Origin of the sequence: Acinetobacter sp. MD2 (assembly GCF_035615575.1) — a bacterium.
GTDB lineage: Bacteria > Pseudomonadota > Gammaproteobacteria > Pseudomonadales > Moraxellaceae > Acinetobacter.
This window is the reverse complement of sequence record NZ_VTDK01000004.1, coordinates 194,716-216,922: the sequence shown is the minus strand read 5'-3', so window position 1 is coordinate 216,922 and position 22,207 is coordinate 194,716. Positions and strand designations below refer to the sequence as shown.

General features: G+C 39.9%; 16 protein-coding genes. 8 read left to right on the top strand and 8 right to left on the bottom strand.

Annotated features, from left to right (window positions below):
- Positions 1-9 precede the first annotated feature (9 nt).
- From cysG to rplU, 6 genes are all read right to left on the bottom strand, one after another.
- The gene (gene cysG / locus FXN70_RS07600) at positions 10-1,383 is read right to left on the bottom strand and encodes a siroheme synthase CysG (RefSeq protein WP_324646859.1); all 1,374 of its coding nucleotides are present in this window, start codon (positions 1,381-1,383) and stop codon (positions 10-12) included.
- Positions 1,384-1,447: 64 nt separating this feature from the next.
- Entirely contained in the window at positions 1,448-2,719 is a 1,272-nt protein-coding gene (gene serS, locus FXN70_RS07595) for a serine--tRNA ligase (RefSeq protein ID WP_324646858.1), read from the bottom strand.
- A gap of 99 nt (positions 2,720-2,818) precedes the next feature.
- Complete coding sequence (locus FXN70_RS07590; protein WP_324646857.1) at positions 2,819-3,589, bottom strand: RsiV family protein; 771 nt, start codon at positions 3,587-3,589, stop codon at positions 2,819-2,821.
- 146 nt (positions 3,590-3,735) lie between these two features.
- Positions 3,736-4,428, bottom strand: a complete 693-nt coding sequence (gene lolA, locus FXN70_RS07585) for an outer membrane lipoprotein chaperone LolA (RefSeq protein ID WP_324646856.1) — start codon at positions 4,426-4,428, stop codon at positions 3,736-3,738.
- A gap of 205 nt (positions 4,429-4,633) precedes the next feature.
- The gene (gene rpmA / locus FXN70_RS07580) at positions 4,634-4,891 is read right to left on the bottom strand and encodes a 50S ribosomal protein L27 (protein WP_324646855.1); all 258 of its coding nucleotides are present in this window, start codon (positions 4,889-4,891) and stop codon (positions 4,634-4,636) included.
- Between the two features lie 18 nt (positions 4,892-4,909).
- Positions 4,910-5,221, bottom strand: coding sequence for a 50S ribosomal protein L21 (gene rplU / locus FXN70_RS07575; protein WP_324646854.1), 312 nt, complete (start codon positions 5,219-5,221; stop codon positions 4,910-4,912).
- Positions 5,222-5,554: 333 nt separating this feature from the next.
- Between rplU and sdsA the strand changes: the two genes are divergently transcribed.
- The 6 genes from sdsA (at position 5,555) to adeC (ending at position 15,288) form a co-directional block, all read left to right on the top strand.
- Positions 5,555-6,532 carry an All-trans-nonaprenyl-diphosphate synthase gene (gene sdsA, locus FXN70_RS07570; protein WP_324646853.1) on the top strand — a complete coding sequence of 326 codons (978 nt, stop codon included), beginning with the start codon at positions 5,555-5,557 and terminating at the stop codon, positions 6,530-6,532.
- Positions 6,529-8,574 carry a site-specific recombinase gene (locus FXN70_RS07565; RefSeq protein ID WP_324646852.1) on the top strand — a complete coding sequence of 682 codons (2,046 nt, stop codon included), beginning with the start codon at positions 6,529-6,531 and terminating at the stop codon, positions 8,572-8,574. The genes sdsA and FXN70_RS07565 overlap by 4 nt, the downstream gene beginning before the upstream one ends.
- Before the next feature lie 217 nt (positions 8,575-8,791).
- Complete coding sequence (locus tag FXN70_RS07560) at positions 8,792-9,391, top strand: phosphatase PAP2 family protein (RefSeq protein ID WP_324646851.1); 600 nt, start codon at positions 8,792-8,794, stop codon at positions 9,389-9,391.
- Positions 9,392-9,415: 24 nt separating this feature from the next.
- Complete coding sequence (locus FXN70_RS07555; RefSeq protein ID WP_324646850.1) at positions 9,416-10,645, top strand: efflux RND transporter periplasmic adaptor subunit; 1,230 nt, start codon at positions 9,416-9,418, stop codon at positions 10,643-10,645.
- Positions 10,646-10,657: 12 nt separating this feature from the next.
- Entirely contained in the window at positions 10,658-13,837 is a 3,180-nt protein-coding gene (locus tag FXN70_RS07550) for an efflux RND transporter permease subunit (RefSeq protein WP_324646849.1), read from the top strand.
- The gene (gene adeC / locus FXN70_RS07545) at positions 13,837-15,288 is read left to right on the top strand and encodes an AdeC/AdeK/OprM family multidrug efflux complex outer membrane factor (RefSeq protein ID WP_324646848.1); all 1,452 of its coding nucleotides are present in this window, start codon (positions 13,837-13,839) and stop codon (positions 15,286-15,288) included. The genes FXN70_RS07550 and adeC overlap by 1 nt, the downstream gene beginning before the upstream one ends.
- A gap of 55 nt (positions 15,289-15,343) precedes the next feature.
- On the opposite strand, the gene FXN70_RS07540 is transcribed toward adeC, so the two are convergent.
- Both FXN70_RS07540 and FXN70_RS07535 read right to left on the bottom strand, forming a co-directional pair.
- Positions 15,344-16,141, bottom strand: a complete 798-nt coding sequence (locus tag FXN70_RS07540; RefSeq protein WP_324646847.1) for an SDR family oxidoreductase — start codon at positions 16,139-16,141, stop codon at positions 15,344-15,346.
- 15 nt (positions 16,142-16,156) lie between these two features.
- Positions 16,157-16,852: a hypothetical protein gene (locus FXN70_RS07535; RefSeq protein WP_324646846.1), complete on the bottom strand. Its 696-nt coding sequence runs from the start codon at positions 16,850-16,852 to the stop codon at positions 16,157-16,159.
- A gap of 146 nt (positions 16,853-16,998) precedes the next feature.
- On the opposite strand from FXN70_RS07535, the gene FXN70_RS07530 reads away from it, so the two are divergent.
- Positions 16,999-19,893, top strand: a complete 2,895-nt coding sequence (locus FXN70_RS07530; RefSeq protein ID WP_324646845.1) for a valine--tRNA ligase — start codon at positions 16,999-17,001, stop codon at positions 19,891-19,893.
- A gap of 74 nt (positions 19,894-19,967) precedes the next feature.
- Positions 19,968-22,202, top strand: coding sequence for a hypothetical protein (locus FXN70_RS07525; RefSeq protein ID WP_324646844.1), 2,235 nt, complete (start codon positions 19,968-19,970; stop codon positions 22,200-22,202).
- The last annotated feature ends 5 nt before the right edge of the window (positions 22,203-22,207 follow it).

Genomic DNA, 22,207 nt, shown 5'->3' with positions numbered 1-22,207 from the left:
CAATTATATTTAACGCCATTTTAGTTGCTCACGTAAACGAACAACTTCACCAATAATGGTTAGGGTGGGTGCATGAATTTGATGTTCAGTCACTTTGGTTGAAATATCAGACAATGTTCCAACCACAACTTTCTGTTCAGGTGTAGTACCTTTTGAAATTAAAGCCACAGGCATATCGGCACGTTGCCCATGCTGAATCAATTTTTGACAAATATGTTCGAGTCCAACCAAACCCATATAAAGAACAAGAGTCTGATTTTCATAGACTAATTCTTGCCAAGGTAATTCAGGTGAACCTGCTTTTAAATGCCCAGTTAAAAATCGAACACTTTGTGCATAGTCACGATGCGTTAAAGGAATACCAGCATAAGCCGAACAACCCGATGCAGCAGTAATACCTGGTACAACTTGAAAAGGAACACCCGCAGCAAATAGTTCTTGGATTTCCTCACCACCACGGCCAAAAATAAACGGATCGCCGCCTTTTAAACGACAAACTCGCTTACCCTGCTGTGCGTACTCAACCAATAAGGCATTAATATCTTGTTGCGGTACACTATGATTAGAACGTGCCTTACCTACATAAATTTTAGTCGCATCACGACGACATAAATTTAAAATTGGAGTAGATACCAGTCGATCATAAATCACCACATCCGCCTGTTGCATTAAGCGCAAAGCTTTTAAGGTTAATAACTCAGGATCGCCCGGCCCGGCCCCCACCAAATAGACTTCACCCTTAGGTAATGTCCAGTCGGCTAATGCCTGTAACATCATTTCATTGGCAGTTTCAAGATTCCCTAAGAATACCTGTTCTTTTAAAGGACTGGCATATATATCTTCCCAAAAAACACGGCGCTGATCAGGATTAATAATTTTTTCCTTGACTCGGCTACGCCATTGCCCTGAAAAATCGGCTAATGCACCCATTTGTTGCGGAACAAGTGTTTCAATTTGGGTTCTAAGCTGACGAGATAAAACCGGAGATGCACCATTAGATGCAACTGAAATAACCAAAGGCGAACGATCAATAATCGCAGGCATCATAAAGCGGCAATTGGGAATATCATCAACACTATTCACCAACAGATTACGCTGCTCACACAGCAGAAAAACGCTTTGGTTGACATCAGCCACATTTGTTGCAGCAATCACTAAACGATACGGAAAATCCAAATGAAGTGCGGCAAAAGGCTGCTGCACATATTGACCTGCACTTTTATGTACCAACTCTAGTAAGTTCGCATCAATTTCAGGTGCAACCACATGAATGATTGCCCCTGCTTGCTGTAACAATACTGCTTTACGATAGGCAATATGCCCACCACCTACAATAAGACAGGGTTGCTGCTGCAACTTAAGCGAAATTGGAAAAATTTCCACAGCCGACCTCTAAATCAAAACTTTGAGTGGGGTAAAGCAAAAAGCATGCACAATATCGACTAAATTAGTCGATATAGGCTGCACCACCCATATATGGGCGCAATACTTCTGGAATTTCGATCGAACCATCTGCACGCTGATAGTTTTCCATCACAGCAAGTAAGGTACGACCAACAGCCAAACCTGAACCATTTAATGTATGTACAAGCTCAGTTTTCTTATTCTCGCCACGGTAACGTGCCATCATACGTCGGGCTTGGAAATCCCCCATATTTGAGCAAGATGAAATTTCACGGTAAGTATTTTGACTTGGCACCCACACTTCTAAATCATAAGTTTTGGTTGCACCAAAGCCCATGTCACCACCACAAAGTAAAATTTTACGGTATGGTAAGCCAAGTGCTTGCAAAATACCTTCGGCATGACCTGTTAATTCTTCAAGCGCTTGCATTGAATCTTCAGGTTTTACAATTTGCACCATCTCAACTTTGTCAAATTGATGCTGACGAATCAAACCACGGGTATCGCGCCCATAAGAACCTGCTTCACTACGGAAACACGGCGTATGTGCAGCATATTTAAGTGGTAAACGCTCTGCATCAATAATTTCATCGCGTACAAAGTTAGTAACAGGCACTTCTGCGGTTGGAATTAAATAATATTCTTTTTCGCCTTGTAGTTTGAATAAATCTTCTTCAAATTTAGGAAGTTGCCCTGTACCACGCAATGAGTCTGCATTGACCAAATACGGCACATAGGCTTCGGTATAGCCATTTTCAAGCGTATGTGTATTTAACATAAATTGAGTTAAAGCACGTTGCAAACGCGCCAAAGGCCCTTTTAACACGCTAAAACGTGAACCTGTTAATTTAGTTGCAGTTTCAAACTCTAAACCACCCATCCATTCGCCAAGGTCGGTATGGTCTTTAATTTCAAAATCGAATTGGCGCGGTGTGCCCCATTTTGAAATTTCCAAATTATCGCTTTCATCTTTGCCTGCTGGCACAGATTCATCGGGTAAGTTTGGAATCGACAATAGTTTTTGCTCAAGCGTTGCTTGCAAATCGGCAAGTGCTACCTCTGCTGCTTTAATTTCATCGCCAATCGCTTGCATGCGTACCATAATGTCGGATGCATCACCACCCGCTTTTTTAATTTGACCGACTTGCTTTGCACCACTATTACGCTCTGCTTGCAAGTTCTCTGTTTTGGATTGTAATTCTTTACGCTCTGCTTCTAAGGCTGCCCACTCTGCAACATTTAATTGCACACCACGTTTTGCCAAAGCTTGATTGACTGCTTCAATATTGCTTCTAAGTAATTTTGGGTCGATCATAACCAGTCTAATTGCATAAAAAAGATTGGCTAATAGTGTAAGCGCTTCACGCTAAAAAATATAGTCACCACAACAACTCACGACCCCAAATTACTGCTTTTAGTGAGGTAAATACTCAGTTTTGACTAACTCACCCGCAAGGCGATATGGCAAAGTGAGTTCAGGCATTCCATCGGCATAAGAGGCTATTTCATATAACGGATATACAAACACAATGCCATGCACACCATAATAAAAATTATCACTCAATTGCAATTTGTCTTTACTGATTTGATGTTCAGTTAACCATTGTTGATTTGACTCATATAAAGCATCAATGACTTGCTGCTGTTTACCATCTTGAAACAGTTGATCGACCATAATTCGTTGCTTGGTTTTTAGATCGAATACAACATAATCTGCATGATACATTCCGTGCGCAGCGCCTGCATTATAGGTCGATGAATCCAAAACAAAACTTGCCAAACGATCATTTTGTCCCAAATAGCGCACCTGATATTGGCTCTGATTCACCGCATTCGGATTAGGCTCCGAAGCGACTTGCACAGGTGGTTTAAATGCAAGTGGCGAATCTGTTTGTAAACGCTTTAGAAAATAGGCATCAATCCAATCCACATTGCTATGAACGGTTTGCAAATCATAATTGGTACACTCATCACTTTCACATACAATACTGTGCGCAAGCTTAATAGGAATGGTTTGTGCTGTAATTAAAGGCGTGTGCGCTATTGTTGCAACATCAGAAGCATCTTGTGCCGCGGTTTGGTCTTTATCTTTTGATGTCGATGCAGGTTGGCATCCCGCCAACAATCCTAAGCATAGTGTGCCAACAAGCAGCATTTTAGCAGGATGATTTTTCCACGAAAACATGATCAAACGTCCCAAAATTTCAATAACTTTAGTATAAAAATTTCTGAAACATGAAGAAATAACAAAAATGTATCTTAAATATTGTATAAAAAATACCGCAAAGCATGCGGTATTTTTTATTTCATGGCACGCGGTATGTAGCCCAGTTATTGATCAATAATATCTGTGCCTTTTGGTGGCGCAAAATTAAATGTTGACACAGGAATGGTCACATTTTTATTTACTTGGCTAAAACTGACCGTCGTCGTTTGCCCTAAAGAATCATTTAACACCATAGATGTTGGCGTGCCATTGGCTGCAAAAGCAATACTTAAATTTTGAAATGCACTGTCTTTAGCTTTAGGTGTTAAAGTATATACTGCCTTTTGGCTATCTGACTGTGTCACACGATACGACTGCATAATCTGACTGGTATTGCCTGATAGCAATAACGCTGGCGTATTTGAAACCTGATCACTCAAACTTTGACGTACTGCTTGCTGTAAATCGGGGTCATAAATCCATACAATTTTACCCGAAGTCACAATGGTTTGTTTCGATGGTGATGTCGTTTCCCAGAAAAATTTACCAGGGCGCTCAACCTTCATTACCCCTTGAAAGGTTTGGTTTAAATGCTGTGAGGTCAAACCTTTTTTCGGCGCTAATTTTTTGCCATTCGCCTTGGTCGTTTGGCTAAAATTCGCAGAAAAACTATGCAAGCCTGTTAACTGTTTCACTAGGTTTTGTGTTGCCTGCTGCTCTGCCACAGGTGCAGCAAAAACATTCATACTGAACATTGGTGCGCTAATCATTGCCGCACCTAAAACCGTTGCGCTGATTTTTCGACCAAGCACATTCATAGATTCACCTTCATTATCGTTTTAAATCAAAACTATTCATTCACCATACTAATCGACAGCGTCCAATCTAAAAATATAAAAAGTAAGAAATTTTGTATGTTTATCTCTTTTATTTGTTCAAATTTGCGCAAAATGTGGAGCTTAGGTAACGCACAAGCATAAAAAAAGCCTGCATACGCAGGCCTTCTTTTGCACAGTTTAAGGCTTATTCAGCATCAACTGATACATAGCGACGGCCAAATTGACCCTTCACTTCAAACTTGATTACGCCGTCAGCGGTAGCAAATAAAGTATGGTCACGGCCCATACCTACGTTTGCACCAGCGTGGAACTCTGTACCACGTTGACGAACGATAATGTTACCAGCAGTCACTGATTGACCACCATACATTTTAACACCTAGCATTTTAGGATTCGAATCACGACCGTTTTTAGTCGATCCACCAGCTTTTTTAGAAGCCATGTCTAATACTCCTCGTGATTAGCCTGAAATCGCAGTAATTTTCAACTCGGTAAACCATTGACGGTGACCTTGTTGCTTACGATAGTGTTTACGACGACGCATTTTGATAATACGGATTTTGTCGTGACGACCATGGCTAACTACTTCTGCAGTTACTTTAGCGCCAGCAACAACTGGAGCACCAATTTGAATGCTTTCACCGTTTACAAGCATCAATACGTCATCAAACGTAATTGTTGTGCCAGTTTCAGCTTTCAATAATTCTACTTTAAGGGTTTCACCCTCAACAACACGGTGTTGTTTACCACCGGTTTGGATTACTGCGTACATATTGTACTCCACACTACCCGTGTCGTCGTGCCAATACAAGGATATATTGAGCTTAAAACGAACGCCACTGGGGGTTATTCAAAGGCGGTTATTTTATGTAAAAAATCGCCAAAGCTCAAGCAATGTTTAGGTTTTTTTAGTAAGTTGACTGAACTTACGTTAAAGAACATACAATTCGCATTAAAACCAAGCGCTTGTTTAAGAAAGTTACTTTGTTTTATGGTATAAATCATCCATTCGAGTATAGCAAAATGCTCAAATCGACAGATAATCCTGCGTTTTTGTTCAAATCAAAACGCATTAATTTTTAATGGATCTAAGGTTTCTATTGATATGGCCATTGATTTTAAGCAAGACATTCTCTCACCTGTTGCTGCAGATTTTTCAGCAATGGACACATTCATTAATGAAGGGATTAGCTCTAAAGTCGCTTTAGTCATGTCAGTCAGTAAACATGTGGTCGAAGCTGGCGGCAAACGCATGCGCCCGATTATGTGCTTACTTGCAGCCCAAGCCTGCGGTGAAACTGATCTATTAAAAACACAGCGCCTTGCTGCGGTCATTGAAATGCTACACACCGCAACCTTAGTGCATGATGATGTTGTTGACGAATCTAATTTACGCCGTGGTCGCCCAACCGCAAATGCAACATGGAACAATCAAACTGCTGTTTTGGTTGGGGATTTTTTGATTGCGCGCGCATTTGATTTATTGGTTGACTTAAACGACATGAGCTTGTTAAAAGAGTTTTCAACAGGTACTTGCGAAATTGCTGAAGGTGAAGTCTTACAATTACAAGCCCAGCACCAACCTGACACCACAGAAAATACTTATCTAAGCATTATTCATGGTAAAACCTCACGCCTCTTTGAACTTGCCACAGAAGGTGCGGCAATTTTGGCAGGCAAACCTGAGTATCGAACCGCATTAAAACAATATGCAGGACATTTTGGTAATGCCTTCCAAATTATTGATGATATTTTAGATTACACCTCTGATGCCGAAACATTAGGTAAAAATATTGGTGATGATTTGATGGAAGGCAAACCTACCTTGCCGTTAATCTCTGCTTTACAACATACGCATGGCGAAGAACATGACATCATTCGCAAAAGTATCGCAACTGGTGGTTTAACTGAACTTGATCGCGTCATTCATATCGTTCAAAGCTGTGGTGCTTTAGAGTATTGCCATAAACGAGCACAGCAAGAAACCCAAGCCGCACTCGATGCTTTACAGGTATTACCTGAAAGTACTGCTCGCCAAGCGTTATATAATTTAGCCATGCTTGCATTAGACCGAATTCAATGATCAATTCAAAAAATTTACCTTCATATTTACAGCAAATTCGAAGCAACCTTTTACAGCAGCTTGAACAACCACAAGCTACTGTAAATGAACAGCTCCTAATTGACTTTGTGCAAGCCTTACGTCCTAAAAATGCCAAAGATCCACAAGAAATTCATCAAAAAATTCAAGATGTGCTGAAAATTGCATTAGAACTACCCGATTTTGCAGATTTATTTAAAAAATATACCCTTAAACTGATCACCCAATACAAACATACCAAGCTCTATGCCGATAGTGGGATTTTATCTTTAGATGGTTTTTGGGATCAGCTCAGTCAACGTATTGTTTCACATATTTTGCCACCGCTTGAAGATGACACCCAGCTACAAGACCTTATTGCCAAAGTCTTTTACCAGCCAAATGATCGTCATTGGTTAGAACAGATTGACTCACAAGATTGGCAATTATTATTTGCTTTCTTTGAGCATAGTGTCGATCAAACCAACCAAAACCACATTAAACAAGATTTGGTTAAAGCGATTAATATCTTGAGTTATCGGATTAGTGGCATTGGACTCTTCCCTGAACTGATTTATGCCGAACCTAAACTTAGCGAACATGAGTCGCCTTTTATTGCACAGAATCGAGAAATTATTCAGTTCATCCAAGCATTTCATGATGCACTTACACAAGATGAATTAGCTACTGCACCTGATGCAGCTCCAGCATTTGTGATGATTGCACAGTGTCAAGATGTGGTTGCAAGTATTCGCCGTGCCACTAAACGCATTGGGGTAAGCTTAAATTTAACCTATTTACTCACCGTTTTAGAGCAAAGTTTAGATCGTTTAGAGCTATTATTACAACTTGTCGATCATAGAACTCAAAACCATGCCGATGCGACCAAAGAATTGCTTTACGATTTAGTCAAAGCTTCACACAATGAAAAAAGTGTTGGTGCATTACTTTCGGCAAATAGTGAATTACTGGCACTACAAGTAACTGAAAATGCAAGTAAAACAGGTGAGCACTACGTCAGCACCGATAAAAAAGGTTTTTTTGGCATGTACCGTGCCGCCGCCGGCGCAGGTTGTATTATTGCCGTCATGGCAACACTGAAATTACTTACGTCACGTCTTGCCCTTTCACCATTTATGTATGCTTTTAGCTACAGCATGAATTATGCCTTAGGCTTTGTGTTTATTCATTTGCTCCATTTTACTGTTGCAACCAAACAACCCGCAATGACAGCCGCAGCACTTGCTGCAACGGTTCAACACCGTAAAGGCAGTAAAATGGCACAATTGGCAGAACTTGCCGAACTGATTGTCAATATTATTCGAACCCAGTTTATTGCTATTTTAGGTAATATTAGTCTTGCCATTCCAACCGCAGCCCTCATCACTTATGCGTGGGCAAAAATTTGGCATGAACCCTTACTTAGCAACACTAAAGCAGCTTACACCTTACATGCACTAGACCCATTTACCTCATTAGCTGTTCCACATGCAGCAATTGCAGGTGTCTGCCTATTTTTATCAGGCCTTATTGCAGGCTATTTCGATAATATGGCAATTTACCGTAAAATTGGGCTGCGCTTAAAAGCGCATAAACGCTTACTTCATTTACTTGGTGAAGAACGCCAACATAAATTTGCAGATTATGTCGAACGTAACTTAGGTGCTTTAGCAGGGAATTTCTTATTTGGGATTATGCTCGGCAGCATGGGTACAATTGGTTTTATTCTTGGACTACCACTCGATATTCGCCATATTGCTTTTGCCTCCGCAAATTTAATTCAAGGTCTAATGACCATTCAAAGCCCAGATATTGGTCTGATTTTAATTTCAACACTTGGTGTCTTACTGATTGGTTTAACTAACCTGTTTGTAAGTTTCACGCTCACCATTATTGTGGCGTTACGTGCTCGCCGTGTACGCTTTGAACAATGGAAGCCCTTGGCTAAATTAGTACTCACGCACTTCTTCACCCGACCAAGCGATTTTTTTTGGCCGCCTAAAACCCCACACAACCAAGACACAAGCGACACATCACAAAAATAACGCATCCTCCGTATTTGCACAAAACATGCAAATGCGGGGCAATAATTTGAAAAATAATTACATTGTATTATTTGGTAACTAAGTTCTGATTTTTGGTTATCAGATCAGTTAAGCTAATGGAAATAGTCCAAATTTCCACCTTGAAATAAAGTGTACTGATGAGTACACTTAGCAAATTAACGAAACTTAGCCCCTATCACAGTAAAGGATTTTTATTATGCCAAACCTTTATTTATATATCGGTGGCAGCTTTTTAGGATTCAGTGTCGTTGCAATGCATATGAGCTTAATTAGCTCACTTGATCTGATCGTCGTTCAATACTTCAGCGAACATCGGTCAATTGTGCTGAGCCAACTGACACAACTGCTTTCATTGATAGGTGGCATGCCTTTTGTGTTACTGTTGACAGGCGTTTGGTGTTTGTTTTGTATTTTGAAACAACAGTATAAAACTGCACTATTTATAGCGCTGGGCATTATCGGTTGCATTGTTATTGGTTGGTCACTCAAATGGATGATTGATCGACCAAGACCCGAATTGATGTACGCCTTGGTCAAAAGCTATGGCCCATCATTTCCAAGTGCACACAGTGCCTATGCTGCCACCCTAGCCAGTATTGCAAAATGCCTTCATCGACAAACTTATTTTACAGTTATCTGCATCATAAGTTGTTTAATCATGGGACTCTCTAGGGTCTACGCAGGGGTTCACTTCCCAACCGATGTATTTGCAGGATGGGGCGTGGGGCTACTATGGGTTTCATTATTATGGCAACTGATGTTACGGATAAATCAAAAAAGTGTTAGATCTGTTTGAAAAATCTATAAACGAGGTGAAACAATGAGGTCAGCTAAGCTTTGGGCACCCGCCCTTACTGCTTGCGCATTAGCAACAAGTATTGCACTTGTTGGCTGTAGTAACGACAAAAAAGAAGCTGCCCAAGCAGCGGCTGCTCAGCAAATGCCCCTACTTGAAGTTGGTGTACTGGTTGCCCAAGCAAAAAATGTTGAAAAAACAGTAGAATTATCCGGTAGAACTTCGGCCTATGAAGTTTCCGAAGTCCGCCCACAAACTAATGGCGTTATTTTAAAACGTCTTTTTGCCGAAGGCAGCTATGTCAAAGCAGGACAGGCTTTGTATCAACTTGACCCACGTACCAATAATGCGTCATTTGAAAATGCCAATGCCGCATTACTCCAACAACAAGCCAATTTAGCTTCATTAAAGACCAAAGCCAATCGTTATCAACAATTGATCGGTATTAATGCCGTATCTAAACAAGATTATGATGACCTTACTGGACAGATTCGTGTTGCCCAAGCACAAGTTGAAGCCGCGAAAGCGGAAGTCAAAAATGCGCAAATTAATTTGGGTTATTCAACTATTCGTTCACCAATTTCTGGACAAAGTAATCGTTCTACAGTCACTACAGGTGCGCTAGTTACAGCAAATCAAACCAATGCTTTAGTAACGATTCAACGCCTCGATCCGATTTATGTCGACATTAGCCAATCAAGCAGTGATTTATTGCGTTTGCGTCAAGAATTGAAACAAGGGAGCTTAGGTAATAGCAACAATGCCAAAGTCAAATTAAAGCTTGAAGATGGTAGTTATTATCCAATTGAAGGGACACTGGCTTTCTCTGATGCAAGTGTTGATACCAATACTGGCAGTGTTTCAATTCGTGCAGTTTTCCAAAATCCAGATCATTTGTTACTTCCTGGCATGTATGCAACAGCACAAATTGTTGAAGGTGTATTGTCAAATGTGTATTTGGTGCCACAAGCTGCTGTTTCACGCCTACCAACAGGGCAAGCAACAGTATTTGTCGTCAACACCAAAGGTAATATTGAAGCACGCAATGTGACAACTTCAGGTACACAAGGTTCTGATTGGGTAATTACCCAAGGTCTTATCAATGGCGATAAAGTTGTAGTCGATGGCGTTGCAAAGGTACAGGCTGGTCAACAAGTAAAAACCAAGCCTTATCAACCACAAGCCACCAACCCAACAACAGCTAAACCTCAGAACGCATCCACCGAAGCAAAAGCCAAAGCGCATGCTGAATAAGGGGTAGACTGAATGGCAAAGTTTTTTATTCATCGCCCAATTTTTGCTTGGGTAATTGCATTGGTCATTATGTTGGCGGGGATTATTACGCTAACACAAATGCCTATTGCACAATACCCAACAATTGCACCACCAAGTATTAGTATTTCGGCAACCTATCCGGGTGCATCTGCAGAAACACTAGAAAACACAGTCACTCAAGTCATTGAACAGCAAATGAATGGCTTAGATGGTTTGCGTTATATTAGTTCACAAAGTACTGCAAATGGTACGGTGTCCATTAGTGTAAACTTCAAACAAGGTGTTGATGCCAATACAGCACAAGTTCAGGTTCAAAATAAACTTGAAACAGCGAAAGCCTCCTTGCCAGAAGCTGTTCAGCGCCAAGGTATTACCGTTCGAAAATCAGGAGCAAGTTTCTTACAAGTTCTTGCCTTTTATTCCCCAGACAATAGTCTGTCTGAGGCTTATATTAAGGACTATGTCAACTCGCACATTAAAGACCCGCTTAGCCGTGTTCAAGGTGTCGGTGAAGTCACTGTTTTTGGTGGCCAATATGCCATGAGAATTTGGCTTGACCCAGCCAAATTAAATAGTTACCAACTCACACCAAGCGATGTTAGTGCTGCAATTAACGCACAAAACACCCAAGTTGCAGTCGGCCAACTCGGTGGTGCACCATCTGTAAATGGTCAAATTTTAAATGCAACTGTGAATGCACAAAGTATGCTGCAAACACCTGAGCAATTTGGCAATATCATTCTTAAAAACACCACATCTGGTTCACAAGTTCGCCTTAAAGATGTCGCACGTGTTGAACTTGGTGCTGAAAATTATTCGGTTCAATCGAAGTTTAATGGTAAACCTGCAGGCGGTATCGCTATTCGATTATCAACAGGTTCAAATGCACTTGATACAGCTAAAAATGTGGAAGCTGCTTTAGCAAAACTACGTCCAAGCTACCCAGCGGGACTCAAAGATGATATTGCATTTGACACTACACCATTTATTCAACTTTCAATTGAAAATGTTGTACATACGTTGATTGAAGCAATTGTGTTGGTATTCATTGTCATGTTCTTGTTCTTGCAAAACTGGCGTGCAACCATTATTCCAACACTTGCCGTTCCGGTCGTGGTTTTAGGTACGTTTACCGTTATTAATTTATTCGGTTTTTCCATCAACACTTTGTCAATGTTTGCAATGGTGCTTGCAATTGGTCTATTGGTCGATGATGCGATTGTCGTTGTGGAAAACGTCGAACGGATTATGCAAGAAGAACATCTTGATCCTGTGCAAGCAACAGAAAAGTCGATGGGACAAATTACAGGTGCATTGGTCGGTATTACCAGCGTATTAACTGCTGTATTCGTTCCGATGGCATTTTTTGGTGGAACAACAGGTGTGATTTATCGTCAGTTCTCTTTGACGCTTGTCACAGCAATGCTGCTTTCATTAATCATTGCACTGACCTTTACACCAGCGATGTGTGCAACCATTCTGAAACAGCACAATCCAAACCAAAAACCAAGTAACAATATTGTGGCACGCTTCTTCCAAGGCTTTAATAATGGCTTCGAGAAACTGTCACAACGCTATCAAAATGGCGTCAATCGTATGACCCATAGCAAGGTGTTCTCTGCGATTTTGTATTTGGTTGTATTTGGTATTTTTGGTTATATCTTTAAAGCACTGCCAACTTCATTCTTACCTGATGAAGATCAGGGTGTTGTTATGACTTTGGTACAATTACCAAATAATGCCACCTTAGAACGAACCACCAAAACCCTTGATACGATTACACAGCATTTCCTGAATCAAGAAAAAGCCAGCGTATCATCGGTATTTAGCGTGGCAGGCTTCTCCTTTACAGGACAAGGGCAAAACCAAGGTCTCGCCTTTGTAAAACTGAAAGATTGGAAAGATCGCACCACACCAGACACGCAAATTTCTGCGCTTACAGGTCGTGCAATGGCTTTAAATGGGATGATCAGCGATGCATCTTTGATTTTCCCATTACAACTGCCTGCAATGCCTGAATTGGGTGTTAGTCAAGGCTTCGACTTCATGCTAAAAGACGTTAATGGTCAAGGACATGAAAAATTGCTTGCTGCACGTAATACAATTTTAGGTTTAGCTGCACAAGATAAGCGCTTAGTCGGTGTCCGACCAAATGGTATGAATGACACGCCACAATATAAAATTACCATTGATGAAGCAAAAGCAGGCTCGATGGGTGTCAGTATTGCAGATATTAATAGCACCATGGGCATTGCTTGGGGTGGCAGCTATGTGAATGACTTTATTGACCAAGGTCGAATTAAAAAAGTTTATTTACAAGGTCAAGCAGATAGCCGCATGATGCCTGAAGACTTGAACAAATGGTACGTGCGCAACGCTGCTGGCACTATGGTTCCATTCTCAAGTTTTGCAACGGGTCAATGGACATATGGTTCGCCACGTCTTGAGCGCTACAATGGTGTTTCATCTATGAACCTTCAGGGTTCAGCTGCGCCAGGTGTCAGCTCAGGGCAGGCAATGCAAGCCATGCAAGAAATTATGCAAAAACTTCCTGCCATGGGCTTGTCAGGCTTTAGTTATGAATGGACGGGGCTTTCTTTAGAAGAGCAAGATTCAGGCAAACAAGGCCCTGCACTTTATGCACTGTCTTTATTGATTGTATTCCTTTGCCTTGCAGCACTATATGAAAGTTGGTCAATTCCCTTTTCAGTACTCTTGGTTGTTCCATTGGGCTTAGTCGGTGCAGTATCACTAACCTTCTTTGGTATGAGCATCTTGCACAATCCAAATCTGTCCAATAACATTTACTTCCAAGTTGCACTCATTGCTGTGATTGGTCTTTCTGCTAAAAATGCAATTTTAATTGTAGAATTTGCAAAAGAACTGCAAGAAAAAGGCGAAAATCTATTTGACGCAACCATGCATGCTGCAAAACAACGTCTACGTCCAATTGTTATGACAACCCTTGCCTTTGGTTTTGGCGTACTTCCTCTTGCACTTTCTACTGGTGCTGGGGCAGGAAGCCAACATTCTGTCGGCTATGGCGTTATTGGCGGCGTACTCAGTTCAACCTTGCTCGGTATTTTCTTTATTCCCGTATTCTTTGTCTGGATCCGTAGTATTTTTAAATACAAACCGAAGAATACAAATCATCAGGAGCATACATCGTAATGCAACAGGCAAAATCTACTTTTGCACGTGGCTTTGCAGTTTCTGCACTTGCGCTTGCTTTGACTGCATGTCAAAGCATGCGTGGGCCAGAACCCGTAACCAAAGCAGAAATTCCAAACAGCTATTCTTATAAAGGCAATAACGCCACATCGATTGCCGCTCAAGGATATAAGGACTTTTTCTCTGATGCTCGCTTAGTCCAAGTGATTGATTTAGCGTTGCAAAATAACCGTGATTTACGCACAGCAGCATTGAACATTCAAAAAGTTCAGCAGCAGTACCAAATTACTGAGAATAATCAACTTCCAACCATTGGTAGTTCGGCAAGTTTCACCCGTGCAGCAAGCAGCAACACCAACTATAAACCAGTCAATATTTATCAAGTTGGTTTAGGTGTGACCTCGTATGAACTTGATTTTTGGGGGCGTGTTCGCAGCTTAAAAGATGCAGCGTTAGACAATTATCTTGCAACGCAAAGCGCACATGACTCGACTCAAATTAGCTTAATTAGTCAAGTTGCAGAAGCTTGGTTAAGCTACTCGTATGCGAATGCAAACTTGCATCTTGCCGAGCAAACCTTACAAGCGCAGCAAAAATCTTATGATTTAAACAAGCGCCGGTTTGATGTTGGAATTGACAGTGAAGTACCTTTACGCCAATCACAAATTTCGGTTGAAACTGCACGTGGTGATGTAGCTAACTACAAAACCCAAGTTGCCCAAGCACAAAATGTATTGAACTTGTTGGTTGGTCAGCCCGTGCCAAGCACATTACTACCAACACAGACTGTACAACAAATTACCCGTCAATCCATTTTTGGCATAGGCTTACCAAGCGACTTATTAAACAATCGTCCAGACATTCAGCAAGCACAGTATCAACTGAGTGCCGCAGGTGCAAATATTGGTGCAGCAAAAGCACGTCTATTCCCAACGATTAGCTTAACAAGTTCAGCAGGCGTTGCGTCTACAGATTTATCTAATCTATTTAAATCAGGTTCATTTGTTTGGTCACTCGCACCAAGTTTAGATCTACCTATCTTTGATTGGGGTACACGTAAAGCCAATGTGAAGATTTCTAAGACCGATCAGCAGATTGCTTTAGCATCTTATGAAAAATCTATTCAAACTGCGTTCCGTGAAGTCAGCGATGCTTTGGCTATCCGCCAAAATATTGGTGACCGCCTAGCTGCACAGCGCCGATTGGTTGAAGCAACGAATAAGAACTATCAACTTTCAAGTGCGCGTTTTCGCTCAGGAATTGATAACTACTTAACAGTGCTTGATGCACAGCGTTCAAATTATACGGCTTCGCAAGGTTTACTAACTTTGCAACAAGCCCATTTGAACAATCAAATTGAGCTGTATAAAACATTGGGGGGCGGTGTTAAAACCAATACTTCAGACCAAGTTCAGCATCAACCTTCTAGCCAAGAATTAAAAAATAATTAATTCTGATGCAAATAAAAAATGCTCACTTAGGTGAGCATTTTTTATACATAAAAACTTATTTCACCTTTACCTTACGAATCATTTTATACAAAAGCTGTGGTGCAACCCGAGACAATGCCACGCCTAATTTCTCCTTCATTCCACCAATCACAATATAATCTTGCCTTGCTAAAACCGCAGAGATGGCACGTTTAGCAAAGCTATTCGCATCTAAACCCTGTTCAATAGCAGAATCTTGCTGTGCTTGTGGATTGCCTGCACCATTTAACGCATTTAAGGATACATTGGTATGTACAAATCCAGGGAAAATGACGGATACAGCAATACCCTGATCTGCAACTTCGGCTCTTAAACTATTTGCCCACATATGAATTGCCGCTTTGGCTGCGGCATAGGTCGCACGATATTGAGTCCCCACCAGCCCTGCCACACTTGAAATAAACACAATTTTTCCATACCCTTGCGCCAAAAGTGTAGGTAAAACCGTTTTGGTTAAAAACACTTGGCCAAAATAATCAACTTCCATAATTTTGCGTTCGGTTTGCATGGACGTTTCAGAAATTAAAGCACGCTGACTCACACCTGCATTATTGATCAACCAATCAATCCGACCTTTTTTCTGCAATACGGTTTGATGTGCCGCAAGTACTTGTACTTCATTGGTCACATCCATCAGTACATAATCATGTCGTTCAGGCTGCACTAAACTTTGCAGTACTTTTTTAAGTTCATCTTCACGGCGTGCCGACAAGATCACCTGCGCACCTTGCGCTGCACAAAACACAGCCAACGCCTGCCCAATACCTGACGATGCACCTGTAATCCAAACCACCTGATCTTGTAAAGTTTTCATTGCGATTGTATTCCCTTACCCTTCAAGCCACGGCTCAGACTTTAAAAATGTTAAAAAATGTGCAATATAATCTTCTGCAACGTCTAAACTGACTTCATTACCCAATTGCGTTAGACGTTTATAAGCCAAATTACAACACACTTGAATCACACCATTTAAAGTTTTATCTATGACCAGATTAAATTTTAGAATGTGCTTCGGTTGCAGAATAAATTGCTGTACGCCTAAATCAATGATTTGAATCAAATACCCAAACGCGATTGAAATAGCTTCTTTTTCACCTGCACGCACTTGTGTAATTGCAGTTTGGGTTTTAGCGACCAAATCATCTTCAACAAAATATTTTAAATAAATTTGGTTCGGTGTTTTAAGCAAAAGCGCATCAAAATAATCAACCACCGGCTTTAAGCGGGCGTTACTTAACAAGGCAATCGACCACGGTAAATATTTTTGAATCGCGTGCAGTACATGTGCAATGACTTTTTCAGCGTCATCGGCAATAGCATAACCGTGCGCCAAACGAATACGGCGTTTTTGCTGTTCAAGCAATTCAATAAATGCTTGCTGCACAATTTGTACCGCAACATCAGCAAAAACCGCACCTAAAGCATGTGCCTGTTTGGCTGTAGAATCGGTGTTGAGTGCAGTTTGAATTGCTAAAAATTTCTGATAAGACTCGGTATTTACCTTTAAATAAACCGCATACGCCATACAAAACATCGTCCTTAATCTTTGCTATACCCTAACATTTTATAGCAAAAGATGTGAATCTGAATCTGTTTACCACCTTCACGCAAGGATTGTTTTTTTTGCTACAATGAATGCAATTTTTTATTCACTTTTGATCTGTTTAGACTATGACTGACTCTGCTCAAAATATTGCAACCACCTATGACCCAACCGATATCGAACGCAAATGGTATCAAACATGGGAAGAAAAAGGCTATTTCAAGCCATCAGGACAAGGCGATTCATTTTGTATCATGATTCCACCGCCAAACGTCACGGGCAGTTTGCACATGGGTCATGGTTTTAACAATGCCATTATGGATGCCTTAACCCGTTATAACCGTATGTCGGGTAAAAATACCTTATGGCAACCGGGTACTGACCATGCAGGGATTGCCACGCAAATGGTGGTTGAGCGTCAATTGGCAGCGCAACAAGTCAGCCGTCATGATTTAGGTCGTGAAAAGTTCATTGAAAAAGTCTGGGAATGGAAAGAAAAATCGGGCGGTGCGATTACCCAACAGATTCGCCGTTTAGGTTCATCGGTAGATTGGTCACGTGAACGCTTTACCATGGATGATGGTTTATCCAATGCAGTCAAAGAAGTCTTTGTAAAATTACACGAGCAAGGCTTAATTTACCGTGGTAAACGCTTGGTGAACTGGGATCCAAAACTACAGACTGCCCTGTCTGACTTAGAAGTTGAGTCTGATAAAGAAGAAGCAGGTTCATTGTGGCACTTTAAATATTTCTTTGAAGATAAAAGCTTACGCACGCACGACGATAAAGATTACATCGTAGTCGCTACCACACGTCCTGAAACTTTATTGGGCGATACAGCAGTTGCGGTTGCACTAGATGACGAACGCTATGCGCACTTGGTCGGTCAAAAACTGATTTTGCCAATTACAGGTCGTACAGTTGAAATTGTGAAAGATGAATATGTCGATAAAGCATTCGGTACAGGCTGTGTAAAAATCACCCCTGCACATGACTTTAATGACTACGAAGTCGGTAAGCGTTGTGAACTCGCGATTATCAACATCTTTAACAAAAATGCCGAAATTTTGGCAGAGTTTGAATATATCGCCAAAGCGGGCGAGCAAATCTCTCAAACCATTGCTGCCCCTGCGGAGTATATTGGTTTAGAGCGTTTTGAAGCACGTAAAAAATTAGTTGAACAAGCCGAAGCTGAAGGTTGGTTAGAACAAATTCAACCGTATACGCTTAAACCACCTCGTGGTGACCGTTCAGGCGTGATTGTTGAGCCATTATTGACGGATCAATGGTATGTAAAAATTGCACCTTTGGCACAGCCTGCCGTTGAAGCCGTACAAGATGGTCGGATTAAATTTGTGCCTGAACAGTACAGCAATATGTATATGGCATGGATGAACAACATTCAAGACTGGTGTATTTCACGTCAATTGTGGTGGGGTCATCGTATTCCAGCTTGGTACGATGCTGAGGGCAATGTCTATGTGGGTCGTGACGAAGCCGAAGTCCGTGCTAAACACAATCTTGCACCTGAAGTTGAACTCAACCAAGATGAAGATGTACTTGATACATGGTTCTCATCAGGTTTATGGACTTTCTCAACCTTAGGTTGGACAGGTGATGAAGCCAAAGACAAAGCCAACTATTTCTTAAATACCTTCCACCCAACCGATGTGTTGGTGACAGGTTTTGACATTATCTTCTTCTGGGTGGCGCGTATGATTATGCTGACCATGCACTTTATGAAGAATGAAGATGGCACGCCACAAATTCCGTTTAAAACCGTGTATGTGCATGGTTTAGTCCGTGATGGCGAAGGTCAAAAAATGTCAAAATCGAAAGGTAACGTGCTTGATCCTTTAGATTTGATTGACGGTGTCGACCTTGAAACTTTAGTACAAAAACGTACCACAGGTTTGATGAACCCGAAACAAGCGGCAAAAATTGAAAAATCAACCCGTAAAGAATTCCCAGAAGGCATTCAAGCTTATGGTACAGATGCGGTCCGCTTTACCTTCTGTGCACTTGCCAATACAGGTCGTGACATTAAATTTGATATGAAACGTGTGGAAGGTTACCGTAACTTTGCCAATAAAATTTGGAACGGTACACGTTTTGTCATGATGAATGTTGAAGGTCAAACTGTGGCGCAAAGCGCACAGCCTGAGCTTTGGGAATTACCAGAGCAATGGATTGTCAGCCGTTTACAAAAAGCAGAAGCTGCGGTACAGCAAGCATTTTCGACCTACCGCTTAGACTTAGCTGCACAAGCAATTTACGAATTCATTTGGAACGAATATTGCGATTGGTATGTTGAACTGACCAAGCCTGTTTTAAATGACGAAAATGTGAGTGAAGCACGTAAAGCTGAAGTACGCCGTGTGTTATTGGCGGTGATGGAAGCATCGTTGCGTCTTGCACACCCAATTATGCCGTATTTGACTGAAGAAATTTGGCAAACACTGGCACCAAAAATTGGTTTGGGCGGTGAAACCATCATGATGGCGGAATACCCTGTTGCCAATCCTGAAAAAATCAATGAGCAAGCCGAAGCCGACATGCAATGGCTACAAGGCTTAATTGGTGCGGTGCGTAATATTCGTGGTGAAATGGGCTTAGGTAATGCACGTTTATTGCCTGTGTTATTGCAAAACACCACCGATGCCGAAAAAGCACAAATTGCCCGTATTGAACCGTTGTTTAAAGCCTTGGCAAAAGTTGAAAGCATTACCTTCTTGGCTAATGCTGAACAACCGCCATTGTCGTCTTCTTCGGTTGTCGGTCATGTGTCGGTATTTGTACCAATGAAAGGTTTGATTGACCCGAAAGCTGAGTTGGGTCGTTTGCAAAAAGACTTAGACAAAGTGCAAAAACAGCATGACCAAATTGCCACTAAATTGGGCAATGAAGGTTTTGTGGCAAAAGCACCTGCGGCTGTGGTTGAAGGTGAAAAAGCTAAGTTGGCTGAATTTGCGGATCAGTTAATGAAGATTAAAGCGAATATGGATCAGATTGCGGCGCTTTGATTATATGGAATGAATAGTTGCTTTTATAGCAACTATTCATTATTTTTGGCTTAATAATAGATAAGAGTTTACCTATGCCCAAGTTTCAATTTCTCCCTGGTAGCATTGATTTAGAAGATAATGTTTACGCTAAAAATTTAGTACCATATATTCAGCGTACTTTTGGAGATTGTGAGGGTTATTTTGGCTATAAGTTAACTTCCTTAGGACGAGATAGTGATGAAGAAATCCCTGCTTTTATTATTCTTACTAAACAATATGGTATTATTTTAATTGATATTGTTGATAGTAAAATTAAAATAATTGAAGAGCAGAATGAACTAGAAATCTGGATACAAGAAAATAATGATAAAATAGTATCAAAAGATTATTTTGTTGATTTATTTTGCGATGAAATTAAAAGTAGATTAAAGAATGAACCTACTTTTTACTCTAGAAAGAAAAAGGATATTACCATTCCTATTCATTCTTGGCTTATTTTTTCTTCTAACACTTCTTCAGAGATCAAAAAATTATTTGATAATGAATTATTTTGCTCAACTTTAAGTACTGACGAATTAACTCCAGAATTACATCAGATAAAATCCAAATTAAATATTACAAATTTAAACGATGATGAATTTGATAAAGTAATTAGTTTACTAGAAGGGACTTATGTTTTTGAAGATAAATATAAAATAAGAGAAGATAAAAAACTAGAAACTATAAATGATTTTATTGAAGAATCTCTACAAAGAACATTTAAACAAGACGAAGCTCAACGTATTATTTCAATGCAAATTCCTGATGGTCCACAAAGAATTAGAGGATTAGCAGGTACAGGTAAAACTATTGTTTTATCTTTAAAGGCTGCTATTACCCACAAAAGACTTTCTGATTATAAAATTTTATATTTATTTAATACACAAAGTTTATATGGAACAATTACTCAGCATATAAGTAAATATTATGTAGCTGAAGCAAAAAAAGCACCTGATTTCGAAAATAAATTAAAAATTCTTCATGCTTGGGGTGGAAAAAATAGAGCCGGGTTGTATTCCGATTTATGTAATGGGTTAGGTTTAGTACCAAAAACTTTTATGGAAGCTAAACATTATAGTGATCCACTAGAGTTTATTTATAGAGATCTTTTAAATAAAGTTGGAGAACTATTAGAACCGATCTATGATATGGTTCTAATAGATGAAGCTCAAGATTTACCACCAGCTTTATTTGAAACTATTTATAAAATCACTAAAAATCCTAAAAGAATTATTTGGGCTTATGACGATTTTCAATCGTTGCGAGCAATGAAAATTAAAGAACCAGATATTTTATTTGGTAAAAACCAAAAAACTGGTCTACCAAACATTTCTATGGACATGTTACAAGGTAAATACTATGGAGAGATTGATAAAGATTTTGTATTACCTAATTGTTATAGAACACCACGTCCTGTACTAATGACTGCTCATGGTATAGCAATGGGACTTTATAATAAAGATAAAATAATGCAACCTTATGATGATAGAGAGGATTGGAAAGCTATAGGTTATGATATGATTTTCCCTGAAAAAGATAAAATAGTTGAAGGCGACCATGTTCAATTGACTAGACCTTTTGAAAATTCAAAAAATAAACTTGAAAAAATTATTAAAGATGCTGGTTATCAACCTACAGATTTAGTCCTATGTAAATCTTTTAGTAATATTCATGAAGAACTAAAATGGATAGCCTCAAAAATAAAAAATCTGATAAACAGTGAGAATGTTTCGCCTGAAGAAATTATAGTTGTAAATATTAATAATAAAAGACAGTCTTCAGAAGAACTTTCAGAGCTCCGATCTTTATTAAATAGTTATTCAATTCGAGCAGTAACCCCTGGATATATTGAAAGTAATGATATATTTAAAGTTAATGGCTGTGTAACACTTTCAACACCATTTAGAGCTAAAGGAAATGAATCCAATATTGTTTTTGTATTTAATTCTCAAAAAGTTATAAATGACTCTTCTTTAACTGCACGAAATGCTTTTTTCGCTTCATTAACGAGATCAAGAGGCTGGTGTTATATTACAGGTAATTCATCGTCAATGATTACTTTAAAAGAAGAAATTGAAGCTATTAAAAGTGATTTTCCATTCTTTAACTTTATTCGTCCAGATGATAAAAAAATTGCTTCCGTCAATAAATTAATTCACACTTCGAGCAAAGAAATTAAAGAATTAGAAAAATCATTTGATAGGCTTAAAGAGAATCCTGAACTTTTATTACAAGAGTTAAAAAATAATCCTGACCTAATGAAGTATATTAGTGAGGGATTAAAATGAGAGTT